Below are 24034 nucleotides of genomic sequence, written 5' to 3' on the forward strand. Positions count from 1 at the left end.
GCCTCGCCGGTCAGAACAACACGTCTTCCTCTGCTGTCGCCCCTCGCCTGTCTGCGCCCCGAGCCGCTGTCTGCAGGTCCGGCCAGGAACTGACGAGGTTGTTAAACCATCGCTGGCTCTCCGTCCAGCCTCGGCTCTCGCAAACGTTGTGCAAGAGGTAGGCCAGACCCTTGACTGTGTCCTCGTCGATCTCTGGACGTGTACGTGCGCGAGCGAGTAGCTCCCCCGCCGCGTCGATGCCACTGCCTGGTCCCTTGCCTTCGATGAGGCGAGACAGGTGCATGGCCACCTCCCAGACGGTGAGGCGGTTGTCAGTGACCGGGTCGTAGTTGGCAGGAAGGTCGGCGGGCTTGATGAGTTCCGTCTTACCGGCAGCAGACTTCACGACTCCGGCGTGCACAAGACCCGGGATAGACGTGTTGTAGCGGTTTGCAAGTTTGTCGGCCTCGCCAGAGTCCGCGGTCTCCCATTGGTGATCCTCAAACCACCTGATGCACCAACGGCTATCTGAGTCGAAGTCCTCTTCATATTCCGAAAGCAACTCGTCCAGGGCTTTTGTGATCAGCGAGAGTGCGGTTCGTACGCGCATCGGTGAGCCGTCGGGCTCAGTGACCCGGACATACCGAGAGAAGATCTCCATACCTGGGCCGATGGCTGCTTGGCCCAGGTCACTGGCAGGAATTGAACTCTGCTGCAGCGGCTTTATTCGCCCGGGAAGTTCGCGGCGGAGGGCCTGCAGAAAGCCACGGCGATCCAGGGTGCCAGCGCCGTCTGGGCGAGGACGACAGACCATTGCGATGTACGAGGCGAGAGAGTTGGCTCCCTGTCCAATCTGGCGGGTACTGTTCGTTGCATGTAGAGGCCATGTTCCAACCACGCTCACGCCAGCGGCCAGCATGGCCTCAAGGAGTGCGTCCCAAGCTGAGGAAGTCAGCTCACCGTCCTTAGTTTCCTCTTGGCGATGGGCGTAAATGACGATTATTGGCAGATCCGGCCGGGATGCCTGCTTAAGTGAAGCAAATGTTTCCGTGAATCCGTCGATAAAGTATTGACGAGCCTTGTCGGGGCCTCCGTGGCGATACGGGTTCGCTATGAGCTCGTCAGTCTTCGGTGTCGCCATGGTACCGAAGAGATCGGGATGAATTTCTTTCGCTGCGCGCCTGAGCCACACATAGAAGTAATCACTCAGATCCGCATAGGGGATCTGGGCGAAATAGGGAGGATCGGTCGCGATCAATGCGCTACCTGGTTCGACAAGCGAACCAGCCTTACGGGCGTCGGCTTGAACGGCGAGCCCTTGGATGCCTTCGCGAGGCAACGGAGAGAATCCACTTGCAATGCTTGCGACCTGCGCTTTCCAGCTTCCGACCGATTCGCCAAGAGGGTTGGTTTCAGCAAAATCCCACGTCATAGCGATGGCTTGCCGTCCGAAGCCTGGCTCCGCTTTGGATGCACCGTTACGCGAGTCTAGACGCCAACGCGTTTGTGAAGAATTGGATTGCGCCAATTTGCTGACACAGATGGCTAGGATCGACGCGATCGCAGTCGCCTGCTCGTCTTCTCCGCCATCATTTTTGACCCATTCTGGAACCTTGGACACCGTATCGGCGAAAGTCCCGATTGTATGGAGTTGACGGGAAGTGTAGATATCTGCTTGCCGCCGCAACCCATACAGTGTCGTGCTGAATTGCTTCGAATTATTTGCAAACTCCAGATCAGGAACCTCATTGGGAGGTGTGATGTTCTCCGACACGCTCCCTTCTGCCTCAGGAAGGAAAAGTCGACCTACGGCACTATCTACCGCAATCGCAAGGAGTTGCGTCCCCATGTGGCCCGAGGTTCCGCACTGTCGGATATAGGCCTCGTTAACCTCGCTCCCGCAGGCCGGGCACGTGAATTTTCCACGCACGCCAGCTCGCTTGGTTGCGTTCGGCACGTTCGACCTAAGACCCGTGCCGATCTCGAAGCGAACCTGTCTGTTTTCCAAAACGGGATTCAGCCAAGCCTCACGCCCCTTTTGCTTACTCAGCCACGGTGAGCTATAAAGGGGCATCGCTACGCCGCAGGCGGGGTTAGCGCAGGGAGCGGTCCTCGCCCAGATCCAGGCGACGACTTCACCCTCCTTCGCTTTCTCGTACAGGTGGCTGACCTTGGCCTTAACTTCGTCCTCGACGCGTTTCGCATAGTGTTGAACATCTGCCAACAGGCCGGCAAGTGGGTCGACGTCGATGCCTTTAAACGCTCCGTCGTCGCCGGAGACTGGTGGCTTGCCGAGTACGGCGGGCACGAGCTGCGTCTCCACACGAGTCACCAGCGCCGGCACTGGGTTTAGGTCACTCGCAACTGTCGGGAAGCCGAGTCTCTGCGCTTCGACCAGGGTGGATCCACCACCACAGAATGGGTCAAGGACGGTGGGAAGTTCCTGTTCCTGCTCGGCCAGCACCTGCTTCGCACGCTTCAGCGCTTCCAGCGACGGAGTCGTCCCGTTGCCGGGGACCAGATCCTCGATGATCTCCAGTAGATCCGCCCGCTTCTCTTCGTCCCCCGGATCGTCCACAACAGCCGCAAACAGCAGCGCTCGCCATGCCGGCGTAGGCATCGGTGCGAACCACTTGTGGATGTTCTTGATGGTCCCGACCTTGCGGTCCTTGTCCGCCTTGCTGGCCCTGCTGATGGCCTCCGTCGGCAGCGCGACCTCAATGAGCTTGCGCTTCCGAGGCGTTGACTCGTTGTCCGTCCCGGCACTCACAGTGGAGTTCCTCCCTTGGTCCAGGCGTCCGGCCACGACAGCAGGAGCCCCTCGGCTTTCAGATCCCCGAACTCGGTGTCGGCGAAGGCGTTACTCAGGTACCGGACCTCATCATGCTCCGGCCCTTCCTGGTGCACGGATACGAGAGCGAGTCGGTGTTGATCGCCGCGATTTTTGGCGACCAGGATTTCGTTTCGGCTGATATAGAACTGGTCCGCTCCGACACGGCGACCCTTGACCTCAATGTGGACGAGTCTGCCTTCCGGCGTCAGGGAACGGATGTCGTATCCCGGGTTGTTGTGGGCCATCTCTTCAGGAACGCGCCCCAGCGACCTCTCGGCTCTCAGCACGGCGGCAACTGCTCGGCGGTCGGTCTCGTATCCGTCTGTCGCGTGCACCGGTGCGAGAGCGCCGCTACTGTCCTCGGCTCCAACTGCTTTGGCCAGCCAGCCAATCGGGACGATCAACGCGTGGCCGGCCACCACTGGTGGCTTGGGCTGTAGCGATGCGTCCTTCTCCAGATCAGCCAGCCGCTGTTCGCGGCGCAGTTCAAGTTCCTCAGCCCATGAGCGCGCTCGCTCCGGCCTGTGACGGACCCGCTTCCCTTCGGCGAGATCCTGCTCCAACTTGCCAGCCTGCGCGTACCAGTAGCTGATCTCCTGCTTGAGGCGCTGCTCGACCTGAGTGCGAGTGCGGTCGATGACAGGCAGGAGGCGTTCGCGAGCTGAAGAGAGATGCTCGGGAACAGCTTCCTGGATCGCCCAGTCCAGAGCCCGTGCACTGCCGCCGTCGCGCAACCACTCTTCGTCCAGCAGGACCTTTATGGCTTTGGCCTCCAATGGCGTCGGCGGTCGGTAATCGAGGTAAGGGGCCGGACCCGCGTTTCGGGCCGTGCCGTCAGGCCGCAGCTCCGTGAACGCGAAGGTTCGGTCGACCGCGCGCCGGTGACCATCCAGGACGTCCTGTTCCAGAGCGACGAGCAGCTGTGGCTGGTCGCTCGAGTCTGCAGCGTCGACCAAGACTGCGCCCTTGGCCAGAAGGTGACCGTGGCGGCGCACTGTCTCGTTCAGTACGGCGTCGAAGAGGGGGTGCCCTGGTGCGATGAGGTCGGCTCGTGGCTTGCCCGCTACGGTGATGCAGTCCCGCTCGAAGCACACTCGCTCATACTTGCGCTGCACCATGCCGCCGAGCCCGTCACCGAGACGTCCCGCCTCTCGCAGGATGACTGGCACGTGGGTGATCTCGGAGCGGCCGGCTTCGCGAGGCTTCAGGTGACCGCCTAGACGGGCGAAGGCGTCGCGGAAGAACGCTTGTACGTAGTGCGGATGCAGTCGGCGGGCCTGCGCCTCTTCCATGCGCAGCCGCACCCTGTGGACGTCCTCGATCCCCATGACTTGAGCGTCAAGGGCAAGGCCCTTGATCAGCTCGACGGCACGCTCACCGACTCGGGCATCGATGACCTGGTCGAGCTGGGCCTTCACCTCGGGCCGGTCGCCGTAACGGATCGCCTTGACCAGCAGCTCACGCAGCGGCTCCCCCTCGAAGATCTCGCCGAGGACATTGTAGACCTTGCCCTGGTATGCCTTGCTTTGCTGTTCGATCTTGTCCAGCAGCCGCTGGAAGACCTGGCCCTCGCGTGTGTTGTCGGCGACCAGATTCCAAAGGTGGCAGACCTCGGTCTGGCCGATGCGATGGATACGGCCGAAGCGCTGCTCGATCCTGTTCGGGTTCCACGGCAGGTCGTAGTTGACCATGAGGTGGGCGCGCTGGAGGTTGAGACCTTCCCCGGCCGCGTCGGTGGCAATGAGGACCAGGACGTCGGGATCCTGGTTGAAGGCGTCCCGAACGTCACGTCGCTGCTGTCGCGGCGTGCCGCCATGGATGGTCACCACGGTCTCGGGGCGCCCAATGAGTGCACGGATTCGGCGGGAGAGGTACTCCAGGGTGTCCCGGTGTTCTGTGAAGACGATCAGCTTGCGAGGCTGGCCTTCGACGTCCCGCATGTGTTCATTGTCCTGGAGCAACGTGGAGAGTTCCAACCACTTACGGTCCTCGCCCAGCGCGAGGACGCGGGTGGCCAGGCTTTCCAGCTCCCGCAGGCTGTCGATCTCCTGCTTCAGCTCGGCGATGGTCAGCGCGGCGGAGGCCGAGTCGACGACCTCCTCTTCCAGGTTCTCCAGTTCCTCACCGGACAAGTCGTCCAGCTCGCTGTCGAGCGAGTTCATCCCGGCCATCGCTACGGAAGTAATGGGCTGAGGAGTCGTGGCAGCAAGCTCGGCCTGCTGTTTTGCAGTGAGCATCTCCTCGCGTCGAGCCTCGAGTCGTCTTCGGCGGCGTTCCAGAGATCTTGCGATGGCCTCGGGACTCGATGCGAGCCGGCGCTGCAGCACGGTTAGGGCGAAGCCGACCTGGTTACCACGGCGGCCGTCCAGCCGCTCGGCACGGTTCATCTCGTCACGGACGTACTCCGTGACCCGCTCGTACAGTTCCTGCTCGGCGTGCGAGAGCTCGTAGGGAACGGTGTAGGCGCGCCGCTCTGGGAACAGTTTCCGCCCATCGAAAGTGAGCAGGTCCTCCTTGACCATGCGCCGCATCAGGCCAGAGGCGTCGTGCTGATGGACTCCGTCCCGGTACTTCCCAGCGAATCGGTCGCCGTCGAGTAGCGCCATGAACAGCTGGAAGTCCTCCTCCTTGCCCGCGTGCGGGGTAGCGGTCATCAGGAGGAAGTGCCGTGTGATCCGGCCGAGGAGGCGGCCGAGCTCGTACCGCTTGGTCGTCTTGAGCTCGGTCCCGAAATAGCTGGCGCTCATACGGTGTGCCTCGTCGACGACCACCAGGTCCCATGCCGACTCGACAAGACGTTGCTGGATCTCCTCGGAGCGTGCCAGGGCATCCATGCGCGCGATCAGACGAGGGTGCTTGTCGAAGACGCTGCCGTCGATGGTGGAGTCGATGAGTTGCTTGGTGAGCAGCGTGAAGTCGAGCCCGAACTTCTCCAGAAGCTCGTCCTGCCACTGTTCGACGAGACCACCGGGGGCGACGATCAAGCAGCGCTCCAGGTCGCCGCGGAGGGCCAGCTCTTTGACGTAGAGGCCAGCCATGATCGTCTTTCCGGCACCGGGGTCGTCAGCTAGCAGGAACCGGAGCGGTGTACGAGGTAGCAGCTCGTTGTAGACGGCCTGGATCTGGTGAGGCAGCGGATCGAGCACGCTCGTAGAGACGGCCAGCATGGCATCACCGCGCGCAGCCATGCGGATACGTAGTGCCTCTGCAGCGAGGCGGAACAGCTCGGGATCGGCGTTGAACCCCTCGTGGGAAGGAGTGGATGCAGCGAGCGCGAGCTTGCTCTCGTGGTCGCGGTAGAGAATCGTCTCCTCGACCGTCCCGTCAGGGCGGCGGTAGGTGACCTGTGCCGCGGACGTGCCGAACATCCGCAGCGCGACGATCACGACGTCCGTACTGGGAGCAATCCCCGATATCGCTCTGCCCGGCGTAAGGTCCTCAAGCCGGAGGTGGCTTTGTCCAGACATATCTTAGCCTCCTGCCGACTGCACCCATGGCCACGCGCATAACGAGCTTCAATGATGCATCAGAGCGAACAGCCCGAACCCCGAGATGCCGCGGCCTCCCTTCGCGTCATCCGCGACCTTTTGGACGGGCTCCCTCGCACTTCCGTCGGGCCTCGCGATCCGCGCTGCTCTACTAAATGGCAAGGTAGGTCCCGTGATGACGCGTGTCGAACTCATGACCGCCCTATCGGGAATGCGGCGAGCGCAGATAGGGAGCCGCCGTGCCCCACACAAGCCGCTGCTCATGCTGTGGCTGTTGGGGCGATTTGCCGAGTCGGGTAGTACCGCGGTCACGTACGACGAGGCGGAAGCCCCTGTCAGCCGTCTCATCAACGACTTCGGTCCCGCCGTGACGAGCCGCTCGCGTGCACGGGAGCGGGCTGCGATGCCGTTCGTGCACCTGGAGCGCGAGCTGTGGGATGTTCGGGACAGTGACGGCCAGGCCCTCGGCCCGGACGTTCCGGAGCGCGGCACCTGGTTGCGGAACAAGGGCGCCCACGGAAGGCTGCGCCCCGAGGTCGAGGTGGTGTTAGCGGACCCGGGCACACTGACGGCGGCCGTCCGACTCCTCATGGATCAGCACTTCACGCCAGCCCTGGAGGTGCCCATCTGTGACGCCGTCGGCCTCGACCTGACCGGGCTGGACGAGGTGACGTACATCCCGGCGGAGAGGAAGCAACGAAAGCGACGGGCAGGGTTTCCGGAGGAGGTCCTCCACGCCTACGCGTACGCGTGCGCATTCTGCGGGTTCGACGGCGCGCTCGGCCGAAATCCAGTGGGACTGGAGGCAGCCCATGTGCGGTGGCACAGTCAGGACGGCCCGGACGAGGTGAACAGCGGGCTGGCGTTGTGCTCCCTGCACCACTCCCTCTTCGATCTCGGCGTGCTGGGGCTCTTGCCCGATCTTCGAATACAGGTGTCGCAGCTGTATGTCGCCCGGAGCGTGGCGGGACAGGCCATAGACGCCCTCCACGGGCAGCTGGTCGCGACGCCCCGACCCGGCCGACCCACCATCGACCCGAAGTACGTCCTCTGGCACGGGGGGCAGGTGTTCAAGGGCCCAGGTGCACAGGCCGCGTAAATCAGCGGCTGCGTCGGCGCATCAGGGGGACGGGTACCGCGTACGCGCTTTCGTCCAGCCAGGCGTCCCCGAGTGCTGCGATCTGCCGTTCAAGCGCTCTGACGTTCTCCGCGTTGTTCACGGTGGCGATGCCCTGGACGGTCACTGCCAGTGGATCCGAGACGAGTGCTGCCTTGCGTTCCCGGAGGACCTCTATGGCGACGGCTTGGAGTGAGTCGAGGCGCTGGTAGCGGGTGTCGAGGTCGGTGCGGTCGGCTTCGCCAAGTTCTGAGCGGAGGTAGGCGTACTCGGCGTCGGTGAGACTCATGGGGCTTCAGCCTTGGCGCGTCGCGTTTGCCGAGGCGGCTCTGGTGCCCAGGCGTCGGGGTGGGTGACCTGTTCAGCGATTGCCGGGTCGCTGACCTCGGCGCCGGGCTGGAGAAGCAGAGTCTCGCGGGTTTGCGGGTGGGTGACGAAAACCGCTGTAGCGAGGGTTCGAGTAGTGGGCATCACAGAACCTTGGCGGTGATGTGGATGTCGGGGACGTACATGACTGGCATGGCGACCGCGGAACCCTTCGTCCAGACCTGGACAGGGTCGTCCTGGTGGCCGGCGGTGATGACGATTCCCGGGGCGTCCTCGCGGGTGATGGCCGGGTTGGTGCTGGAGGACAGGACCAGGGATTCGGCCGTGATGCCGTATTGCGTCTCCGCCCACGACTCCGGGTTGGGCGGCAGGAGGACCCAGCGGTCCTCCGGGACGACGCGCTGGTAGGCATCGTCGACGGAGATCTGGACGTCGTAGACGGTGATCGGCGGGAGGTTGTAGCGGGCGCGGACGACCTCCACCTCGTTGGGGGCGAGGACCGCCGTGGGGGTGCTGGAGCCGTTGACGCTGCCGTAGTACGCCGCTCGGTAGGCGTCGTTCGCGGCCAGCGTCGCACGTGCCTTGTAGGACGTGATCACGCGGGCCGGGAGCGGGGCGCCGATGGAGCGCAGGTACTCGATCCAGCGCAGTTCGTCGGCGATGGGGTCGCTCGTCGGGTCCGACCAGGGCTTCGCGGCCGTGGGCATGTTGGCCGCCGGTACGCCGAAGTCGGCCTCCAGGGTCAGGCCGTTCTCTCCGTTGAGGCTGAACTTGCCGTCGACCAGGAGGTCGCCGGCGGCCAGTTCCATGCGGTTGTGGATGGACTCGACGTGGCGCTCGATGTCGTCGTAGAGCAGCTCGACGAACTCGGAGGAGTCGGCGCCGCGGGCGGTGTCGAGGAGGATCTGCTCCAGTTCGCCGACGATCAGTTTCTGGCCGAGGGGCGGCAGCATGCCCTCGGTGATGATCTTCTCGGCCTGGCGGCGGGCGACGGCGGTCTGGGCGTCGTACGCGCGGAACTTGGCCGCGTTCACGCGTCGCTTGCTGCTCTTGATGCGGAACTTGACGGAATTCAGGCGACGTTCGGGCATGACCGTGCGGGTCAGTTCGAAGTCGGCCGGCGTGGTCATGGTGCGTGCGAAGGCGTTGAGGTCGGCCGCGTCGATGTCGCGCAGCAGGGTGTCGAGCATGGGGCGGGCTCCTCGGCGGCTGGGTGTGTTAGATGAAGTGGATCTGCGCGGTCGACGTGGTGATGGCCGCAGGGTCGAGACCGCCCGGAATCTGGGCGGCGGCGATCACTCCGTGCCAGAGCAGGGCCGCGCCGGCACGGCTGCCGCTCTGCGTGAAGGGCACGTCGGCGAGGAGGACGCCGGTAAAAGTGGCGCGGCCGTCCGCGACGGCGGTGTCCCACGGGCCGTACAGGCCGGTGGCGGTGACGCGACCGAGCGGGATGCCGGCCTTCATGACGTAGCGGGGCTGGCCGATGGTGGGCTGCGTGTAGTGGGTGCTCTCGGTGAAGAGCGCGGTGTCGAGGGTGATGGTGAGCGGGGTGTCGAGTCCGTGGCGTGAGGCCAGCCAGGGGCGGTCTGCGGTGGCGGACTCGGAGTAGGTGATCGGTTGGAGATCCATGCCGGGTTCCTCCGGGTAGGGCGTCTCGGTGAGTGGCGTACGGTCACCGGGTTGTGCCGTAGTCCGCGGAGGTGGAGCGGGGCCGCGGTTCCCGTGTGCGGTCGCGTGGTCAGGAGCTCTTGAGGTGACCGCGGCGCCGGGCGATGTCCAGGCCGAGCTGGCCTGGGCGTGGCGGGATGCCGCCCGAGCGGGCAGGGACCCCGGTTGGGCTGCCCGAGGGAGGAGGCACGGGTGCCGGCGGGGTTGCGGCGCTGAAGAGTTCCGGGCGGCGCTGCTTGAGCCCCGCAGCGGCTTGGGCGAGTGCCGTTTGATCGGCGTCCGGTTCGATCTCGCGGGCCAGGAGAAGCGCTGCGTCCTCCAGCTCCGGGCCGGTGGCACCCAGGCCGACGAGTGTGGCCCGGCGGGCGGCGTCCTGCTCCCGCGCCGTGGCAGCTGTTTCCCGTTCCTGGGCCTGGTGCTCGCGCTCCGCCGCGGCCCGCTCGCGCCGCTCAGCTTCGGACAGGCGCTCGCGTTCGGCGTCCTTCTGCTGCTGTTCCGCCTGACGCTGGTTCTGCACGTACTCCGTCAGGGCCTTGGCAGATTCGAAGCCGAGCTGGCCGAGAAGGTCGCGGACGGCGGCGCGGCGGCCCTGGTCCTTCTCACGGGCGAAGCGGCGGGAGAGTTCGTCCTGGGGGATCGAGACCACCGTGGTGCCGGTGTCTTCGGTTGTCGGATCGCCGGTGGGCGGGGCGTCGGGATCGTCGGAGGAAGCCCCGATGATGGGGAGGATCGGGCGGCCGTCACGGCGGTAACCGAGGGGCGCAAGTGGCAGCGGCGGACGTGTACCCCACGTTCGTACGGTCATGGGCAGACGTTCTCCTCGCCCAGACGCCCCCGCGTCGGCGCGCAGTCTAATGGGCAGTCGGCGCCGTGCGGCCACCCTGGAGCCCTCATCAGCCGTGGGCGCCGTTCTCTGCCTCGCCCGCGCTGTCGTCTGCGGTGTTCTGCCGTGCTGCCCGCGCCTCGGTATCCGCCCGGATGCGCTCCACTTCCAGCGCCGCATCCTCGATCGGGAACCCGGCGTCGACCAGCAGCCGTACGCCTGTTTCCAGTGACAGCACGCCCGCCTGCACCCCGCGCGCCACCAGGTCCAGGGCGGCGGACAGATCAGTTGGCAGGTAGGCGCCGAACGCGATCGCGGCCCGGGGGTTCTCACCCGGTGGCAGGACGCCGCCGAGCTGGTAGAGCCGCTGCACCATCTTCAGCAGGAGCGGGTACTTCGCCTCGCGCGCCAGCCGCATGGAGCGCACCATGGCGTCCAGCGGGCCGAAGCTCAGCTGCAGCGCGTACCCGGAAGGCACCTCGGCGGGGCTGACGGTACCGAGCACGCTCGCGGGCAGTCGGGTCACCACGGACAGTCGATCCCTCAGCGTATCGACATAAGAACGGAGTTCGGCCAGTTGGGCTGAGGTGTCGACCGTACTGAGCTGCCCGCTCTCGCCGAGCGGCCAAACCATCCCGGGTTCGACCTGGACCGGCAATGGGTTGCCCGTCCTGCGGTCCACCGGCAGCCGCGCTCCGGACAGGCCGATGATCGGTGAGCCGGTGGTCGCGGAGGCGCGCTGGCTGTCGGTGTCGGCCGCGGCGAGGTCGTCGAGGAGCTGGGCAGCGGACAGCAGGCTGGACTCGCCGTAGTGCTCGGCGGCGTTGATCGTGTTGGGGACGTGGACGAGCGGGATGAAGTCCAGCTGGAGATCGAGACGGTTGAGGACCTCGCCGTCCGCGTTTGTGCGGAAGCGAGCACGGGCCAGGGACAGAGCGTCGATGTCGTCCATCCTGTCGAGCTGGTCCAGGTCCCATTCGGCGTCGGTGAGATAGCAGGTGACGGCGCCGGGGCGGCTCGACCACGGGTATGTGCGCGTCGCGACGGCGTCCGCTCCGATCGGGGCCAGCTCGTAGGTGACCCTGCGCAGTGTGCCCCTGCGACCGGTCGCGGGATCCTCCGGCACCTCCCACGCCAGGTGCACACGGTCGGGGTACTCGCCGGCGTCGAGTGCGCCGTCCGGGAGCACCGGGAAGTAGAAGCCCGGGTCGACGGTCTTGAGGACCGGCCGGGCCTTAACGCGCGACCAGGCCAGGAGATAGACGGTGTCGCCGAGCAGGACGGCGTCGCGCTCGGCATGCTGCATCCGCATGCGCAGATGCTCGGATTGCGCCCACTCCCGCAACAGCCCCTCCCGCTCCTGCGCAACCATGTCGCCGTCCTCGACGCCCTCGACCACGATCTTCTGGGACTCGCCGAGCAGATGGGAGAGGGTCTGGTCGACGATCAGGGACGCGTCGCCGTATTCGCGGCGGTCGGCGCCGTCCTCGCCGAGCAGGGCGGCGGCTTGGTTGTGGTCGTAGGCGGCCAGCACGGTGTACGCCGCCAGCCGCCGACGCTCCGACACCGGCAGCCACGATGAGGCCATGGGGCCGGGCAGCCGCGTCGGCCGCCCTTCGACCGCGGCCTGGAACGCCGGCTTGTACGCGAGCGCTCCCCAGGCGTCGATGACGAGCTGCCGCCAATTCCGCATGTACCAACTCCCGTTGTCCCACCGCCGGTCAAGAACGGCGCAGCCTAAGGGATGGCGACCTTTGTCATCGCTTGACTGTTGCTTTACCCATCCTATGGCCGACCTCACTACGGTCGTCGGGTTGGCATGTGCACAGAGTGAAGTACGGGGGTGGGGTGGCATGTCGGACCTGAAAAAGCAGGCCACGTCCATGCACAAGGCCGCGTCGGGGCTGCGAACGGTGGGACATCACACGGCGAAGCCGCTGCAGGAGTTCAACGCGCAGTCGCATGACCTGGGCGCGCTCGGCGCGCTGGGTTCCCTTCTCGGCGCGAAGAGCGAGATAGAGCAGGGCATGACCACCCTGGTGAAGCTGACCAAGGCGCTCGAGGACGAGTGGGAGGCGGAGGCCAAGCTGATCGGCGAGGTGTCCGACGCCTTCGACCTGCTGGATGTGCTGATCGCGGCCGCAGCCCAGAACAAGAAGGGCTGAGAAGGCGCAACCATGGTCGACCTCAACCCGTTTCACTACATCAACAAGTTCAACCACATGTTCGGCGACAGCGTCGCCAGTGGTCTGGAGTTCCTGGGCATCAGCAATCCGGCGGTGAACCCGGACGGCGTGCGGGAGATCGCCGAGAAGTGGCGTCACCTTGCCGATGGCCTGGACGACGCGGCGGAGGCTTCGCGCAAGGCGCTCGCGGACGTGGAGTGGGAGGGCAAGGCGGCCAAGGCGTACAACAAGCGGGCCAAGGCGGCCCGTAAGAACGCCACGGAGATGGCCCACTCCCTGCGCGAGGGTGCGAAGGCCCTGGACGACTTCGCGGACAAGGCCCACGAGCTCCTCTCCGAGATTGGCGTGATGCTCGCGGAGATCGCAGAGTTCGAGATCGCTGGTCTGGCGCTGGACGTCCTCACCGCCGGCGCGTCATCGGTGGCCTCCACCCTCATGGCCGGCGAACGCGCCCTCAAGGTCGTCGCCCTGATCGGACGGATCGAGGAGGAGGGCACCGCGCTGGGCTCCGTGATCCGCGGGATCATGGAGGTCATCCGGGGCGTGGAGCGTGCGCTGAAGGCGCTCAAGGAGATCCGTGGCGTCGCCGAGGTGGCCAAGATGGCCAAGGGCGGCATGGAGTTCACCACGTTCCAGACGCTGCTCGAGGACCCGGGTGCCTTCAAGAACTCGGAGAAGTTGGCAAAGCTTCTCACCGAAGGCGCCCTGATGGGCGTCGGCTTCGGAGTGCTCGGCAAGGCCCTCGGCAAGGGGCTGAAGGCCATCAAGCCGGCCGAGCTGGCCGAACTCAGCAAGGGCCTGAAGCTGAACTGCGCCACCTTCGAGCGGCTCAAGTTGAACCCAGGGTTCAACAAGCTGCCCGCCTCGATCCAGGACATGGTCAAGACGTTCGTCCGGGATCCCATCGACGTGGCCACCGGCGACATGGCCATCTCCCGCACGGATGTCCAACTCGGCGGTGTACTTCCGTTGGTGTTGGGCCGCACCCACATATCCTCGTACCGCTTCGGCGGCTGGTTCGGCCCGTCCTGGGCCTCCACACTCGACCAGCGGGTTCAAGCGGACGGCGAGTGCCTCGTCTACGCGACCCCGGACGGCGCTCGCCTCTGTTTCCCCGTCCCCGACCCGGAGACCAATGCCCCTGTCCGCCCGGAAACCCCCGGCTCCCGCCTGACCCTGGCCTGGGACGACGAGACAGACGGCGCAATCCGCATCACCGATCCGGCCACCGGCCTGGCCCACGTCTTCCACAGCCCCGTTCCAGCGGCCGGCGACACTGCCGTGGACCTGCCCCTGCAACACATCCAGGACGGCAACGGCAACCGCATCACCGTCACCTACGCCGACGGCGACATCCCCATCACCGTGGTCCACTCCGGCGGCTACCACATCGCTCTGGATCGCCACCCGGCCCTCTCCCGCATCACCGGCCTTCGCCTCCTCGACCCCGAAGCCCCGAACTTGCCCGGCACCACCCTGCTCACCTTCGGCTACGACGAGGCCGGCCGATTGACCGAGGAGACCAACTCCTCGGGCCTGCCGACGCGCTACACCTACGACGCGGACGGCCGCATCACCTCCTGGACCGACCGCGGCGGCACCACGTACTGGTACGCCTACGACGAGCAGGGCCGCGTGACAGCCACCGGAGGCACCGGCGACGCGCTGGCCTCGACCCTCACCTACGCCGACACCACACGCACCACCCGGGTGACCGACTCCCTCGGCCACACCCGCGTCTACGAGCACAACGAAGCGCTGCGCCTCATCCGCGAGACCGACCCGCTCGGCAACGTCACCGAGTACCAGTGGGACGCGGAACACCGCCTCACCGCTTCCACGAACGCACTCGGCCACACCACCAGCTACTCCTACGACCAGTCCGGAAACGTCACCTCAACGGTCCTTCCCGACGGGTCCACCGGCACCGCGGAGTACAACGATCACCACCTCCCCGTCCGTGTCACCGAGCCGAACGGGGCCACGTGGATCCACGAATACGACACGCACGGCCGTCCACTGATGACGCGGGATCCACTGGGAGCTGAGACCCGCTACCGGTACAACAAGTCCGGTCATCTGGTGGAGATCATCGATGCGATGGGGAACTACCGGCGCATCACGAACGACAAGGCCGGCCTCCCGCTCCGGGTCACCGACGCGCTCGGCCACACCACCCAGATCGTCAGAGACACCTTCGGCCGGGTCGTCGAGGCTGTCGACCCCCTCGAGCGCAGTTTGCACCTGTCATGGACGGTCGAAGGTCTGCCTTCCCTGCGTCGGCGCCCCGACGGCACCCGCGAAACCTGGTCATGGGACGCGGACGGAAATCTCCTCTCACACACGGACGTGACCGGCGCCGCGACCTCCTACTACCGCACGCACTTCGGCTTGGCCGGCACACGAACCGATCCCGGCGGCACCACGTACGCCTTCGGCTACGACACCGAACTCCGCCTGACCGAGGTCACCAACCCAGCGGGCCTCACATGGCGTTACGAGTACGACGCCGCCGGCCGACTCATCGCCGAGACGGACTTCAACGGCCGCGCACTGACCTACGACTACGACGAAGCCGGCCAGCTCGTCACGCGCAGGAACGGGCTGGGCGAGTCGATTCACTACACGCGTGACCCAAGAGGCCGCGTCACGGAGCAGCGCAGCGAGACCGACGTCACCACCTTCGCCTACGACGCGAGCGGTCACCTCCTGCGGACGGCCAACGCGGATGCCGAGATCACGTTCGGACGGGACGCGACAGGCCGCACGCTCTCCGAAGACGTGAACGGCAGCGCGACCCGCTACTCCTACGACGAACTCGGCCGCTGCATACGCCGGACCACCCCGACGGGCCACACGTCGACCTGGTCGTACAACGCACAGGGCCTGCCCACCGAACTCGTCACGGACACAGGCAGCCTGACCTTCGCCTACGACGCCGCAGGACGCGAAACCTCACGAAAGCTCGGCGAGACACTCACCCTGACCCAGTCGTGGGACGCCGCCGATCGCATGACCGCCCAGAGCGTCACGCAACTCGCCGCCGACGCTGAGCACCTGGTCCACAGACGCACCTACGCCTACCGCCCGGACGGCTACGTCACGGAGATCGATGACCTCCTCTCCGGAACAAGGCAATTCGAGCTGGACTCGGCAGGCCGCGTCACAACCGCTCGAGCGGATAACTGGCGCGAGAACTACACCTACGACAGCACCGGCCGCCTCGCCCGGGCAGTGTTGCCCGACGACCCCGCTCCCCAGCAGCACGAGTACAGAGGGAACCAACTGCGCACATCCGGGCGCACCACCTTCCATTACGACGCCGAGGGCCGCGTTGTCCGACTGTCCCGGAAACTGCTCAACGGCCAGCGGCGGATCTGGACCTACGAGTGGAGTCCGGAGAATCGGCTGACGCGCGCCACCAACCCGGGCGGCCAGACCTGGCAGTACAGATACGACCCCTTGGGACGCCGTACCGCGAAGCAACTGCTGTCAGAAGACGGCTCAGCCGTGGAGGAGATACGGTTCGGCTGGGACGGATCCCGTGTCGCCGAACAGATTGGTCCGAACGGCAGCGTCACCACCTGGGACTACGCCCCCGATTCGCACCGGCCGCTCGCGCAGACCGACCGCACGAGATCACGGGCTGAACTCTCCGCGCGAGATGGCTCACCCCGCTTTCACGCAGTGATCACCGACACCGTGGGCACGCCCACGGATCTCATCGGCCCGGATGGATGTATCGCCTGGTCCAGCCGGGCCACGCTGTGGGGAATGTCCGTGGTGCCGTCGACAGCGGCCCCCGAGTCCGTGGACTGTCCTCTCCGCTTCCCCGGCCAGTACCACGATTCCGAGACCGGCCTGAACTACAACTGCCAGCGCTACTACGCCCCCGACGCCGGCCGGTACGTCAGCCCGGATCCTCTGGGGCTGGAGGCAGGACCGGACAACTACGGATATGTGCCAAACCCGCTGGCCTTCCTGGATCCCCTGGGACTGCAATGCACGGAGGGCGGTCCCGCCGAGATCACCGTCCAGTGGCTCGAGGGTATGCCCAAACAGCAATTCAGAATGAAGGCCGACGCGCTCCTGAAGCTGAGCGACGCGGGAGTTCTCTTCAAGGCGCCCAACCCGGTGGCCCGAGACTCATCGATCACCAACAACTACAAACGAGACCTCATACGTCGCGTTTATGACCAGTTCGGGAAGACTAACCGCGAGTTCGCGGACACCCTCCGTAGTAGAATCCTCCAGAGGATGAACCCGGATCACGTGTGGGAACTGCAATTGGGGGGACCCGATGCCGCAACCAATCTGCATATCCTGGATGCGTTCACCAACCAGCGCATAGGAAACCAGATTTGGCAACAAATCAGGAACCTTCCCGACCATACTCCCCTGAAGATTAGAATCGAGGGTCCCGAATGATCTCCCGGGAACTGGAACAACTCTTGGCGGCGGCACGCACCCTGCTCGCCGATGATTTCGAGCTGGGCATAATGAACGATGTCCCTGCCGGGTACTCCGGGCGCCCCCTCCCCTCTGACGTGCCTGCCACCTACGCGGACTTCCTGAGCAGAGCCAACGGGGGGATCTTCGGCTCCGTGGTGCTCTTCGAGGCAAAGGTTGTCGTCGACTCGCAGTTCTACGCGGATCCCAGGGAAGGGACACCGGTCCAGCTGAACCGGGATGAATGGTTCTGCATCGGCAAGATCAGCGAGGATCCCGTGTTTCTTCGCCGATTGACCGGAGAAATCTGGGGCTTCCCTGACACCGGCGTAATCTGGTGGCAGAGCGAGGTCTTCGAGAAATTCGCCGACGACCTCAACGAATTCCTGCTCGACAAAGTCTTCGGCAGCGGATATCGGAATATCGTCGGCGACGATCCGGATGATTCCTGGCTAACGGCACTACGGCAACTGGGTCGCATTTCATAGGCGCTCCACGAACGCTGGCTGCGGGTCAGCGACGACCGGTCAGGCGACTGTCGGAGGGGCGTGACGGCGCACCCGGTACTGAACCGTCGAGGAAGAGGTCCGTCAACGCCCACACGCACGAGTCGAGCAGGTCCGGGGACTTCTCTTCGGCCTCCGACGCACCGACGTACGTCGTCATCTGCTCCTCCAGCACCGCGAACGTGCGCGGCGAGCCGGCGTGGCTGATGCGGGACTGCTCGTACAGCATCGCCACCGGCGCCGCGCGGGCCCGCTTGCCGCGGGTGGCGTGGACGACTCGGCACGGGACGGTCGGGTCGACCTCGGCGAGGAGAGCGGGGAGGTAGTCGCCGCCGTTGTTGGCCTCGATGACCACGCAGTCGGCCTGGTGCTCGTGGTACAGGGCGGCGGCGCGGCGCATCGCGGCTGTCGGGGTGTGGCGGTCCTGTTCGGCGTGGAGGACGTAGCCGCGGGGACGGCGGTCGCCGTACATCTGCTCCAGCGGGTAGGAGCGGCCGGCGACCGTGAATGCGGTCAGGTCCGCGGAGTCCGTCGTCGTGACGGCCGGGTCGACGGCGACGACCAGGCGGTCGAGCGGCGGGACCGCGGTGCGGGCGACGCGGAAGCCCTCGACCTCGAACATCCACTGCTTCCACAGGGCGCCCTCGACGTCTTCGAGAAGGACGCCGTCCAGCTCCTGGCGGCCGAGGCGGGTGCCGCCGTACTCGGAGTCGAGTTCGGCGAGCGCAGCGGGGGAGAGGTTGGCGCGGTTGTCCTCGGTGCGGCCGGTGGTCAGGACGACGGTGGAGCCGGGGCGGCGGCCGCGCTCCACCAGGCGCTTGACGTGGGGGAGGGGCTTGGGGGTGGTGGAGATAACGACCTGCGGGCTCGGGGCCTCGCGCAGGCAGAACCACAGCATGTCGTACACCGACTGGGCGGTGTGGCGGTTCCAGGCCGCGTACTCGTCCAGCCAGCCCTTGTCGAAGGCGAACCCGCGCAGGTTGTCCGGGGTCTCGGCGCCGAAGCCGTAGATCGCCGAGCCGTTCTTCAGGCGGAGGGTGGTCAGGCCGTTGCCGGGGCTGTAGCGGCGGATGTCCTCGGGTGGGATGACAGCCAGAAGGCCGGACTTGGGGGACTCGAAGCAGATCTCCTTGACCAGGGTGGCGTTCTTCGCGACGACCGCGATCATCGTCCCTGGGGTGGTCGCCCACTCTCGTACGGCCTCCGCCGCCGACTTCGTCTTGCCCCAGCCTCGGCCGGTGAGCATCATCCATGCCGCCCAGGCGCCCTCGGGCAGGCGCTGCGTGGCGCGGGCGTGGCGGTGCAGCCAGCCGGCGTGGGGCAGGCCGTCGCAGTCGGGGCGGTCGCAGGCCCAGCGGCTTGCCGAGACCGCGTCGGCCTCGATCAGTGCGGTGATCTCGGCGTGCAGCTCGGCGTCGGACATGCCCGTCGGGTCAGGCAGTGCGGCCGGCGGTTCGGCGGTCACGGCTGTTCGCCGCCCAATGCGCCGATGCGGGCCTCGAGTTCGCGGCGGAGTTGCTCCATGCGGGCCCGGCGTTCCTCGTCGGTCAGTGCCGACACGTCCGCCGTCTCCTGGCCCTTGGAGGTCGACGTGGCGGCGTCTGCCAGGTCCATGCCGTACGCCTGGCGCTCGATGCGGATGGTGACTTCCAGCCAGCGGATCACGTCCGACGGGCTGAGGCGCGCGGGGTCGAGCTGCTGAAGTTGGCCGACGATTTTTGACTGGGCGGCGGAGGCGAGGCGAGCGTGCCGGCGGGCCACCTCCCGGGCGGCCTGCTGTCGCTCCGCCCGCCAGAGGCGGTCCTGCTCCCGGTCCCACGCCTCGGTGCGGGGCACCCAGCGGTGTGTGGTCGACCAGCGTTCGATGAGCGTGCGGGACTTGGCCAGGCGCTCGGCGACCTTGCCGATGCTGCGGGACAGGCCGAGGTCGCGGTAGCAGGCGAACGCCTCCCACGCGGCTGCCGACTCGCTCGGCTGCCGCTCCCATGCCTGGCCGCTGTCCGCCATCCGATCAGTGCTCTCCCGCCTGGTCTGTCTGCCCTCCCGTTCCTCTCCTGCGAGGGGACGTCTCGCCTCAGCTCGATGCGCTGCGCAGGGCAGGGTCGAGGAGGCCGAGGTGCGCCAGGATGTCCGCGCAGTCGGCGTGGCGCTGTGCACGCTCCCGGCCGGTGGCACGGGCGGCGACCTGGAGGGCGGCTCTGCGGCGTACGGAGTCGGGCAGTGGCGTGACCGAGACGGTGCGCTCCCACGACGAGGAGTCCTTGGCGAGGTTCATCAGGTCTCTCCTTCGGGAAAGTCGGGGATGTCGTCGGGCTCCAACGCGCCGTCGAGGAGGCGCGCGACCTCGTCGGCGAGGTGGAACGGTTCGCCGACGAGGCGTTCGGCCAGGGAACGGGCCAGGCCTGCGGCCGTGCGGTGGACGGTGGTCAGGTGGTCGATCTCGGCGTGGAGCTGGTTCAGCTCGTCGGTGTACGGGCCGCTCACCGGGCCGGCCTGCGGAAGTTCGAAGGCAGGGTGGCCCTCTGCCGCGCCGGGCCCAGCACCCGCAGGACGGCGGGCAGGTCGTGAGGGCGCCATACGGCGACCTCGAACCCGCTGTCGGCGAGGTGGGACAGCCACTCACGCCGGGCTGGTCGTATCCGCCCGGTGTCGGTCTTGAACTCCACGAACAGAGTGCGACGTTGGCCGGGGTGTCCGAACACCTCGTCGGGCCAGCCCGGGTCGGAGCGCCGGGAGTCCGCCGTGTGGTACTGCAGTCGCCAGCCGTAGCGCATGGCGATGTCGCGGACCTGACGGCGCCACTGCTCCTCGGTCGTGCCGGTGACCGACTCCGCCCGGTCGATGGCCGGCGGGAAGCGCTCGGTCTCCAGCCGGTCGAGTGGCCCGTACCGTTCGGCGAGCAGCTTGCGGTACAGCTCCCCGTTCACGGCGTGCCGTCCAGGAGCCGGTAGCCCGTGCTCGTCGGCAGCATGCGCTCCAGTGACACCCGGGTCCGCTGGCCGGTCCGGCCGCCGGTCGTGGCGGCGGTGAGCACTGTGCAGTACGCATAGCGGGCATCGACCTCGTCGACGCGCAAGGTGCGGCCCTCGCTGCGCTTGTCGTTGTCCGCCCATACCTGGCCGACCCGTACGTCGGGCTGCTTCACGCTGCGCCTGCCAGGTAGTCGGCGGCCCAGAGCTCCAGGGCACGCCACCGCTGGCCGGCCTCGATGTCGCCGTCCCGCTCCATGCGGTCGATGGCCCGCCGCACGACGGCCGCGGCGTCGGCGGGCATGGTGCGGGTGGCCAGGACCGTCTCGACAGGGGCGGTGCCCTTGCGGCTGGCGGTCTGCTCGTCCGGGGCGTACCAGCCGTCGGCCAGCTCGCCGAGGTGGCGTTCGACGATGGCCAGGATGATCGCGAACACCGTGGCGACGTTGCCGATGTTGTGCGCGCCCTTCACCGTGTCGAGCAGGTCGAGCACGCTCTCGTACTGATCAATGCGTGCCAGCCAGCGGGCGTCGGCCGTGGCGGCCTTCCGCGCGGCCTCGAAGGCTTTCTCCGCGGCCTCCTTCTCGTCCGGCAGGAACACGATCTGCACGGTCGCGAAGTCCAGGTTGGCCTCCGCGAGGCTCGGCACGGTGACCTCGTCCAGCAGGTCGAGTGTCTTGTCGTCCAGGCCGGAGTACAGGCGCATGGAGACGTCCTCCAGCTCCTCGTACAGTGCCTTGAGCGTGGCCGGGTCGTCCTCGCCCGCGATCGAGTTGTGGGCCAGCTGCAACGCGATCTGCCGCTGTCTCGGCAGCGGCTCGGTGATCTCCATCCACCAGATCCGCTCCAGGCCGGCCTCGACGGCGGCCTTTGTGCGGTGGTTGCCCGACAGCACGATTCGTCGCCCTGAACCGATGTCGTTCCACACCAGCGGGGTGGAGGTCAGCGCTCCGTCGGCGCGGATGTTCGCCACGAGGCGTTGGAACTGCTCATGCCGCATGAACCGTGCGTTGACGTCCAGCAGTGTCAGCTCCCGCGGGTCGCCCTCGATCATGCGGGGTTTGAGCGGCTCGGTCATGGCTTCCGGTCCTCCTTCAGTCCCTCGGGGTGTCCGTGCTTGCTCCTCCACTGCGCGAATCCCTCGTCCAGCGACCAGCGACCCAGCTCGCCGCCGTAGTCGAGCTGGTAGCGGTGGGCGGGATCGGTAGAGGCCTTGCGGGAGTTCAGCCGCAGCAGTCCGCGGTACTTCATGGAGACCGGGCGCTGTGTGAACGCCGTCGTGTTCAGCCGGGTCAGGCGGGTGTTCATGGTCCGCTGCGCCAGGAACTGCGCCTCCGTCGACAGCGCGGCGTACAGCACGAGCTTGGCCAGCCGGCCGTACGACGTCGGCGCCACCGGGAAGTCCGAGAGCAGGTACACGTTGTGCGGGTCGAACTTCGGCGTCGAGAACGCGAAGGCGCCCACCACGACCCCGTCGACCAGGACCGCGAGTGCCATCGTCGGCGTGCCCGGACGGATGTTGTGGTTCATGTACTGCGAGCGGAGGGTCGCGAACTGGCCCATCGACAGCGGGGCCAGCGTCAGGGTCTCGCCGAGGCGTTGGCCCGGCACAAGGCGCGGCGCGCGTACCGGCTCCAGGCGCTGGTTGGGCCGGACGATCCGCGACCGCGGCACCGACGAGTACACGTTGATCGGCAGCCCGCGGTTGGCCGTCTGTACCTGACCGCGCAGGTGGCCGGCCAGTTCGTCGACGTCGAAGTGCAGCCCGAGCATCCAGTGAGGCCGGTCGGTGACGCGCTCGATCAGGGTCTGCTTGGCCGCCTCGTCCAGCGTCGGGTACTCCGGTGCCGGCCACTCCAGGTGCTTGTCCAGCGCCGCGAACTGGCCCTCGTAGTCGCCGGCGTAGAACGGCGGGAAGGCGACGACCGGTGCGCCCGCAGGGACCTGTTCTGTGAGCCACTGGTTCACGTCCATCGGCGCGTACGACGCCAGCCGCAGCGGGAGCGCCTCGATCTTCGCGACCGTCTTCGCGTGCAGGTTGGGGAACTGCTGCCGGTACGCCGTCAACATCCGGCCGTAGTACGGGTGGTCGTCCCGTCCGATCCACTGGAAGAACCTGGACCCGAGCAGCACCACCGCGAGAGTCCCCGCCCGGCCGTCCAGGTATGGCTCCAGCCAGGCGAGTCCGTCTCCCGACTCGGGGCGGACCGCGATCGGTAACCGCTCCCCAGCGAGGTACCAGCCGATCGCCGACGAGTACAGCTGCACGTCGCACCCGTGGAGACGGAAGCCGGAGTCGTGCAGGACTCGCTCGATCGTGAAGTTTCCGGAGCAGCCCACGTAGACGTCCTCGGCCTGGCCGCGCCATGTGGTCGCGTGCTCGTGGATGATCGCGCGGAGATCCGAGGGGATCGAGCCGTGGAACAACGCTGCCTCCCCTGCGCGGGGTTGGTGGGTAAGGACGCGGGCCCGGAGGGGCAGGGGGCTGGTCCTGCCGTGCCGGGCCGCCCGGGAACCAGGAGGCGCGGGGGACGCCTGGAGGGGGATGGTTCCTTGGCTGGTGGGCTCCGCACCACGTGCCTGTGCGGACGCGTCCTCGAGCGCCGGGCCCGACTCGAACGGGCTCCTCCCCGCCGGTGACGGGGTGTGCTGCCAGATGCACTACCGGCGCGTGGCTGGACCGACCCGGAAGATCGCCCCGCCGACAACTAGACGCTATCAGACTAAGGACTGTCACAACACATGTGGCGGGCGCGATACCGCACCCGCCACATGGGCCGATCCCTATTCGGGCCAGGGTGGGAGCCGCTACTGCTCCGGCTCGACGAGATCCAGGAGGCTCAGCGTCCCCATCGGGCACTCCTCCGGAAGCCTCGGCTTCGCCCTCGCCCTGCCTGGGCCGGGCTCGAACAGTTCCATCTGTCCCGGCGGTGCCGGTTTTGGCTGGGGCGGGGCCTCGAAGTCCTCGCGACTCATCTCGGTCCAGTCGGGCCCGCGCTGTGCACTCACAGCAGTGCCCCCTGCTCGTACGTGGGTCCCAGTGGCCCGAGCTCCCTCACCTGTGCGCCGGTCTTCTCCTGCCACCACGCGGCGAACATCCGCCGGTGGCACCACTGTTCCGGCTTCGACAGATCCTCGAAGCACAGCAGTACCAGTCGCGGATCCCCGGCCGTCACCGCGATCTCCTGGAACCGCGAAGCGAAGAACTCGACGCCATGCCGGTCCAGTTGGGCCAGATACTCCGCCTCGTACAGCGACCGCGCGGCATCGAAGTAGTTCCTGCTGGGCGCGGCCTCCCGTACCTGATGCTCCAGTGTGTACGGCAGCGTCCACCGCGGGGCGCCCAGGGTGACGCGCACCGGTACGCCCGTCGCCGGCTCGAAGCTCTGGTATCTGTGCGTGAACAGTTCGAACATGTTCCTCCTCGGCCCGCCTTCCGCGCGGTGGCGGATGGCTCTGGCTGGACTCCGTGCCCCTGGCTCCGTTGCCGCAGGCACGTAGAGATGTCAATTAAATTCTATTTTAAATCCTCCCTTATTGAAAGTTTGATTTATCGCCGGGTGTGGTGGTGCGGCCTCGTGCGCGGCCATGTGTCCGGGCAGGTGGTTCCAGCGGCGCGGTCGCGGGCGCTCCGTCGGATCGGCGGCCGGTGTGGTGTCGTACCGGCCCGCTCCGTCGCCCCGTCCGTC

General features: G+C 66.8%; 20 protein-coding genes and 1 tRNA gene. 4 read left to right on the top strand and 17 right to left on the bottom strand.

Going from position 1 to position 24034, the window contains the following annotated elements; genetic code table 11:
* Positions 1–10 precede the first annotated feature (10 nt).
* Together ACWGKQ_RS13735 and ACWGKQ_RS13740 are read right to left on the bottom strand one after the other, a co-directional pair.
* A complete protein-coding gene (locus tag ACWGKQ_RS13735; RefSeq protein WP_453292108.1) occupies positions 11–2749 on the bottom strand; it encodes a DUF1156 domain-containing protein in 2739 nt (912 codons plus the stop codon).
* Entirely contained in the window at positions 2746–6198 is a 3453-nt protein-coding gene (locus ACWGKQ_RS13740; protein ID WP_453292109.1) for a helicase-related protein, read from the bottom strand. Before ACWGKQ_RS13740 ends, ACWGKQ_RS13735 begins: the two co-directional genes overlap by 4 nt.
* 277 nt (positions 6199–6475) lie before the next feature.
* On the opposite strand from ACWGKQ_RS13740, the gene ACWGKQ_RS13745 reads away from it, so the two are divergent.
* Positions 6476–7399, top strand: a complete 924-nt coding sequence (locus ACWGKQ_RS13745) for a phosphorothioated DNA-binding restriction endonuclease (RefSeq protein ID WP_453292110.1) — start codon at positions 6476–6478, stop codon at positions 7397–7399.
* Between the two features lies 1 nt (position 7400).
* On the opposite strand, the gene ACWGKQ_RS13750 is transcribed toward ACWGKQ_RS13745, so the two are convergent.
* The 5 genes from ACWGKQ_RS13750 to ACWGKQ_RS13770 all read right to left on the bottom strand — a co-directional run bounded on the left by ACWGKQ_RS13750 (position 7401) and on the right by ACWGKQ_RS13770 (position 11928).
* The gene (locus tag ACWGKQ_RS13750; protein ID WP_453292111.1) at positions 7401–7706 is read right to left on the bottom strand and encodes a hypothetical protein; all 306 of its coding nucleotides are present in this window, start codon (positions 7704–7706) and stop codon (positions 7401–7403) included.
* Positions 7707–7887: 181 nt separating this feature from the next.
* Positions 7888–8934, bottom strand: a complete 1047-nt coding sequence (locus tag ACWGKQ_RS13755; RefSeq protein ID WP_453292112.1) for a major capsid protein — start codon at positions 8932–8934, stop codon at positions 7888–7890.
* Between the two features lie 28 nt (positions 8935–8962).
* Positions 8963–9373, bottom strand: coding sequence for a head decoration protein (locus ACWGKQ_RS13760; protein ID WP_453292113.1), 411 nt, complete (start codon positions 9371–9373; stop codon positions 8963–8965).
* 109 nt (positions 9374–9482) lie between these two features.
* Positions 9483–10217 (bottom strand): hypothetical protein, encoded by a 735-nt coding sequence (locus ACWGKQ_RS13765; protein WP_453292114.1) that lies wholly within the window; start codon positions 10215–10217, stop codon positions 9483–9485.
* 88 nt (positions 10218–10305) lie between these two features.
* Positions 10306–11928: a hypothetical protein gene (locus ACWGKQ_RS13770; protein WP_453292115.1), complete on the bottom strand. Its 1623-nt coding sequence runs from the start codon at positions 11926–11928 to the stop codon at positions 10306–10308.
* A gap of 160 nt (positions 11929–12088) precedes the next feature.
* Here ACWGKQ_RS13770 and ACWGKQ_RS13775 point away from each other — a divergent pair, with 160 nt between their 5' ends.
* From ACWGKQ_RS13775 to ACWGKQ_RS13785, 3 genes are read left to right on the top strand one after another with little or no spacing between them, the layout of a single operon-like run.
* A complete protein-coding gene (locus ACWGKQ_RS13775) occupies positions 12089–12400 on the top strand; it encodes a hypothetical protein (protein WP_453292116.1) in 312 nt (103 codons plus the stop codon).
* Between the two features lie 12 nt (positions 12401–12412).
* Positions 12413–16849: an RHS repeat-associated core domain-containing protein gene (locus ACWGKQ_RS13780; RefSeq protein WP_453292117.1), complete on the top strand. Its 4437-nt coding sequence runs from the start codon at positions 12413–12415 to the stop codon at positions 16847–16849.
* Positions 16846–17358, top strand: coding sequence for a hypothetical protein (locus tag ACWGKQ_RS13785; RefSeq protein WP_453292118.1), 513 nt, complete (start codon positions 16846–16848; stop codon positions 17356–17358). Before ACWGKQ_RS13780 ends, ACWGKQ_RS13785 begins: the two co-directional genes overlap by 4 nt.
* Positions 17359–17383: 25 nt before the next feature.
* Here the strand turns inward: ACWGKQ_RS13785 and ACWGKQ_RS13790 are convergent, their stop codons facing one another.
* The 10 genes from ACWGKQ_RS13790 to ACWGKQ_RS13835 all read right to left on the bottom strand — a co-directional run bounded on the left by ACWGKQ_RS13790 (position 17384) and on the right by ACWGKQ_RS13835 (position 23761).
* Positions 17384–18799: a terminase large subunit domain-containing protein gene (locus ACWGKQ_RS13790; protein WP_453292119.1), complete on the bottom strand. Its 1416-nt coding sequence runs from the start codon at positions 18797–18799 to the stop codon at positions 17384–17386.
* Positions 18800–18837: 38 nt separating this feature from the next.
* A complete protein-coding gene (locus ACWGKQ_RS13795; protein ID WP_453292120.1) occupies positions 18838–19383 on the bottom strand; it encodes a hypothetical protein in 546 nt (181 codons plus the stop codon).
* A 67-nt stretch (positions 19384–19450) separates the two neighbouring features.
* On the bottom strand, positions 19451–19651 hold the full coding sequence (locus ACWGKQ_RS13800) for a hypothetical protein (protein WP_453292121.1): 201 nt from the start codon (positions 19649–19651) through the stop codon (positions 19451–19453).
* Positions 19651–19860, bottom strand: a complete 210-nt coding sequence (locus ACWGKQ_RS13805; protein ID WP_453292122.1) for a hypothetical protein — start codon at positions 19858–19860, stop codon at positions 19651–19653. The genes ACWGKQ_RS13800 and ACWGKQ_RS13805 overlap by 1 nt, the downstream gene beginning before the upstream one ends.
* Positions 19857–20303, bottom strand: a complete 447-nt coding sequence (locus ACWGKQ_RS13810; protein ID WP_453292123.1) for a VRR-NUC domain-containing protein — start codon at positions 20301–20303, stop codon at positions 19857–19859. Before ACWGKQ_RS13810 ends, ACWGKQ_RS13805 begins: the two co-directional genes overlap by 4 nt.
* Positions 20300–20521, bottom strand: coding sequence for a DUF6354 family protein (locus tag ACWGKQ_RS13815; protein WP_453292124.1), 222 nt, complete (start codon positions 20519–20521; stop codon positions 20300–20302). Before ACWGKQ_RS13815 ends, ACWGKQ_RS13810 begins: the two co-directional genes overlap by 4 nt.
* On the bottom strand, positions 20518–21423 hold the full coding sequence (locus ACWGKQ_RS13820) for a ParB/Srx family N-terminal domain-containing protein (RefSeq protein WP_453292125.1): 906 nt from the start codon (positions 21421–21423) through the stop codon (positions 20518–20520). Before ACWGKQ_RS13820 ends, ACWGKQ_RS13815 begins: the two co-directional genes overlap by 4 nt.
* On the bottom strand, positions 21420–22772 hold the full coding sequence (locus ACWGKQ_RS13825; protein ID WP_453292126.1) for a putative antirestriction adenine methyltransferase: 1353 nt from the start codon (positions 22770–22772) through the stop codon (positions 21420–21422). The genes ACWGKQ_RS13820 and ACWGKQ_RS13825 overlap by 4 nt, the downstream gene beginning before the upstream one ends.
* Before the next feature lie 172 nt (positions 22773–22944).
* A tRNA-Gly gene (locus tag ACWGKQ_RS13830) sits at positions 22945–23016 on the bottom strand.
* Positions 23017–23350: 334 nt separating this feature from the next.
* The gene (locus ACWGKQ_RS13835; protein ID WP_453292127.1) at positions 23351–23761 is read right to left on the bottom strand and encodes a hypothetical protein; all 411 of its coding nucleotides are present in this window, start codon (positions 23759–23761) and stop codon (positions 23351–23353) included.
* Positions 23762–24034 lie beyond the last annotated feature (273 nt).

The organism is Streptomyces sp. NPDC054770, assembly GCF_053611985.1.

Bases quoted from the DNA above. Each gene is read 5' to 3' on its own strand.
- ACWGKQ_RS13800 (WP_453292121.1), bottom strand. From the start codon at position 19,651: ATGAACCTCGCCAAGGACTCCTCGTCGTGGGAGCGCACCGTCTCGGTC.
- ACWGKQ_RS13790 (WP_453292119.1), bottom strand. From the start codon at position 18,799: ATGTCCGACGCCGAGCTGCACGCCGAGATCACCGCACTGATCGAGGCC.
- ACWGKQ_RS13750 (WP_453292111.1), bottom strand. From the start codon at position 7,706: ATGAGTCTCACCGACGCCGAGTACGCCTACCTCCGCTCAGAACTTGGC.
- ACWGKQ_RS13820 (WP_453292125.1), bottom strand. From the start codon at position 21,423: ATGACCGAGCCGCTCAAACCCCGCATGATCGAGGGCGACCCGCGGGAG.
- ACWGKQ_RS13745 (WP_453292110.1), top strand. From the start codon at position 6,476: ATGACGCGTGTCGAACTCATGACCGCCCTATCGGGAATGCGGCGAGCG.
- ACWGKQ_RS13760 (WP_453292113.1), bottom strand. From the start codon at position 9,373: ATGGATCTCCAACCGATCACCTACTCCGAGTCCGCCACCGCAGACCGC.
- ACWGKQ_RS13795 (WP_453292120.1), bottom strand. From the start codon at position 19,383: ATGGCGGACAGCGGCCAGGCATGGGAGCGGCAGCCGAGCGAGTCGGCA.
- ACWGKQ_RS13765 (WP_453292114.1), bottom strand. From the start codon at position 10,217: ATGACCGTACGAACGTGGGGTACACGTCCGCCGCTGCCACTTGCGCCC.
- ACWGKQ_RS13785 (WP_453292118.1), top strand. From the start codon at position 16,846: ATGATCTCCCGGGAACTGGAACAACTCTTGGCGGCGGCACGCACCCTG.
- ACWGKQ_RS13835 (WP_453292127.1), bottom strand. From the start codon at position 23,761: ATGTTCGAACTGTTCACGCACAGATACCAGAGCTTCGAGCCGGCGACG.
- ACWGKQ_RS13770 (WP_453292115.1), bottom strand. From the start codon at position 11,928: ATGCGGAATTGGCGGCAGCTCGTCATCGACGCCTGGGGAGCGCTCGCG.
- ACWGKQ_RS13775 (WP_453292116.1), top strand. From the start codon at position 12,089: ATGTCGGACCTGAAAAAGCAGGCCACGTCCATGCACAAGGCCGCGTCG.
- ACWGKQ_RS13780 (WP_453292117.1), top strand. From the start codon at position 12,413: ATGGTCGACCTCAACCCGTTTCACTACATCAACAAGTTCAACCACATG.
- ACWGKQ_RS13755 (WP_453292112.1), bottom strand. From the start codon at position 8,934: ATGCTCGACACCCTGCTGCGCGACATCGACGCGGCCGACCTCAACGCC.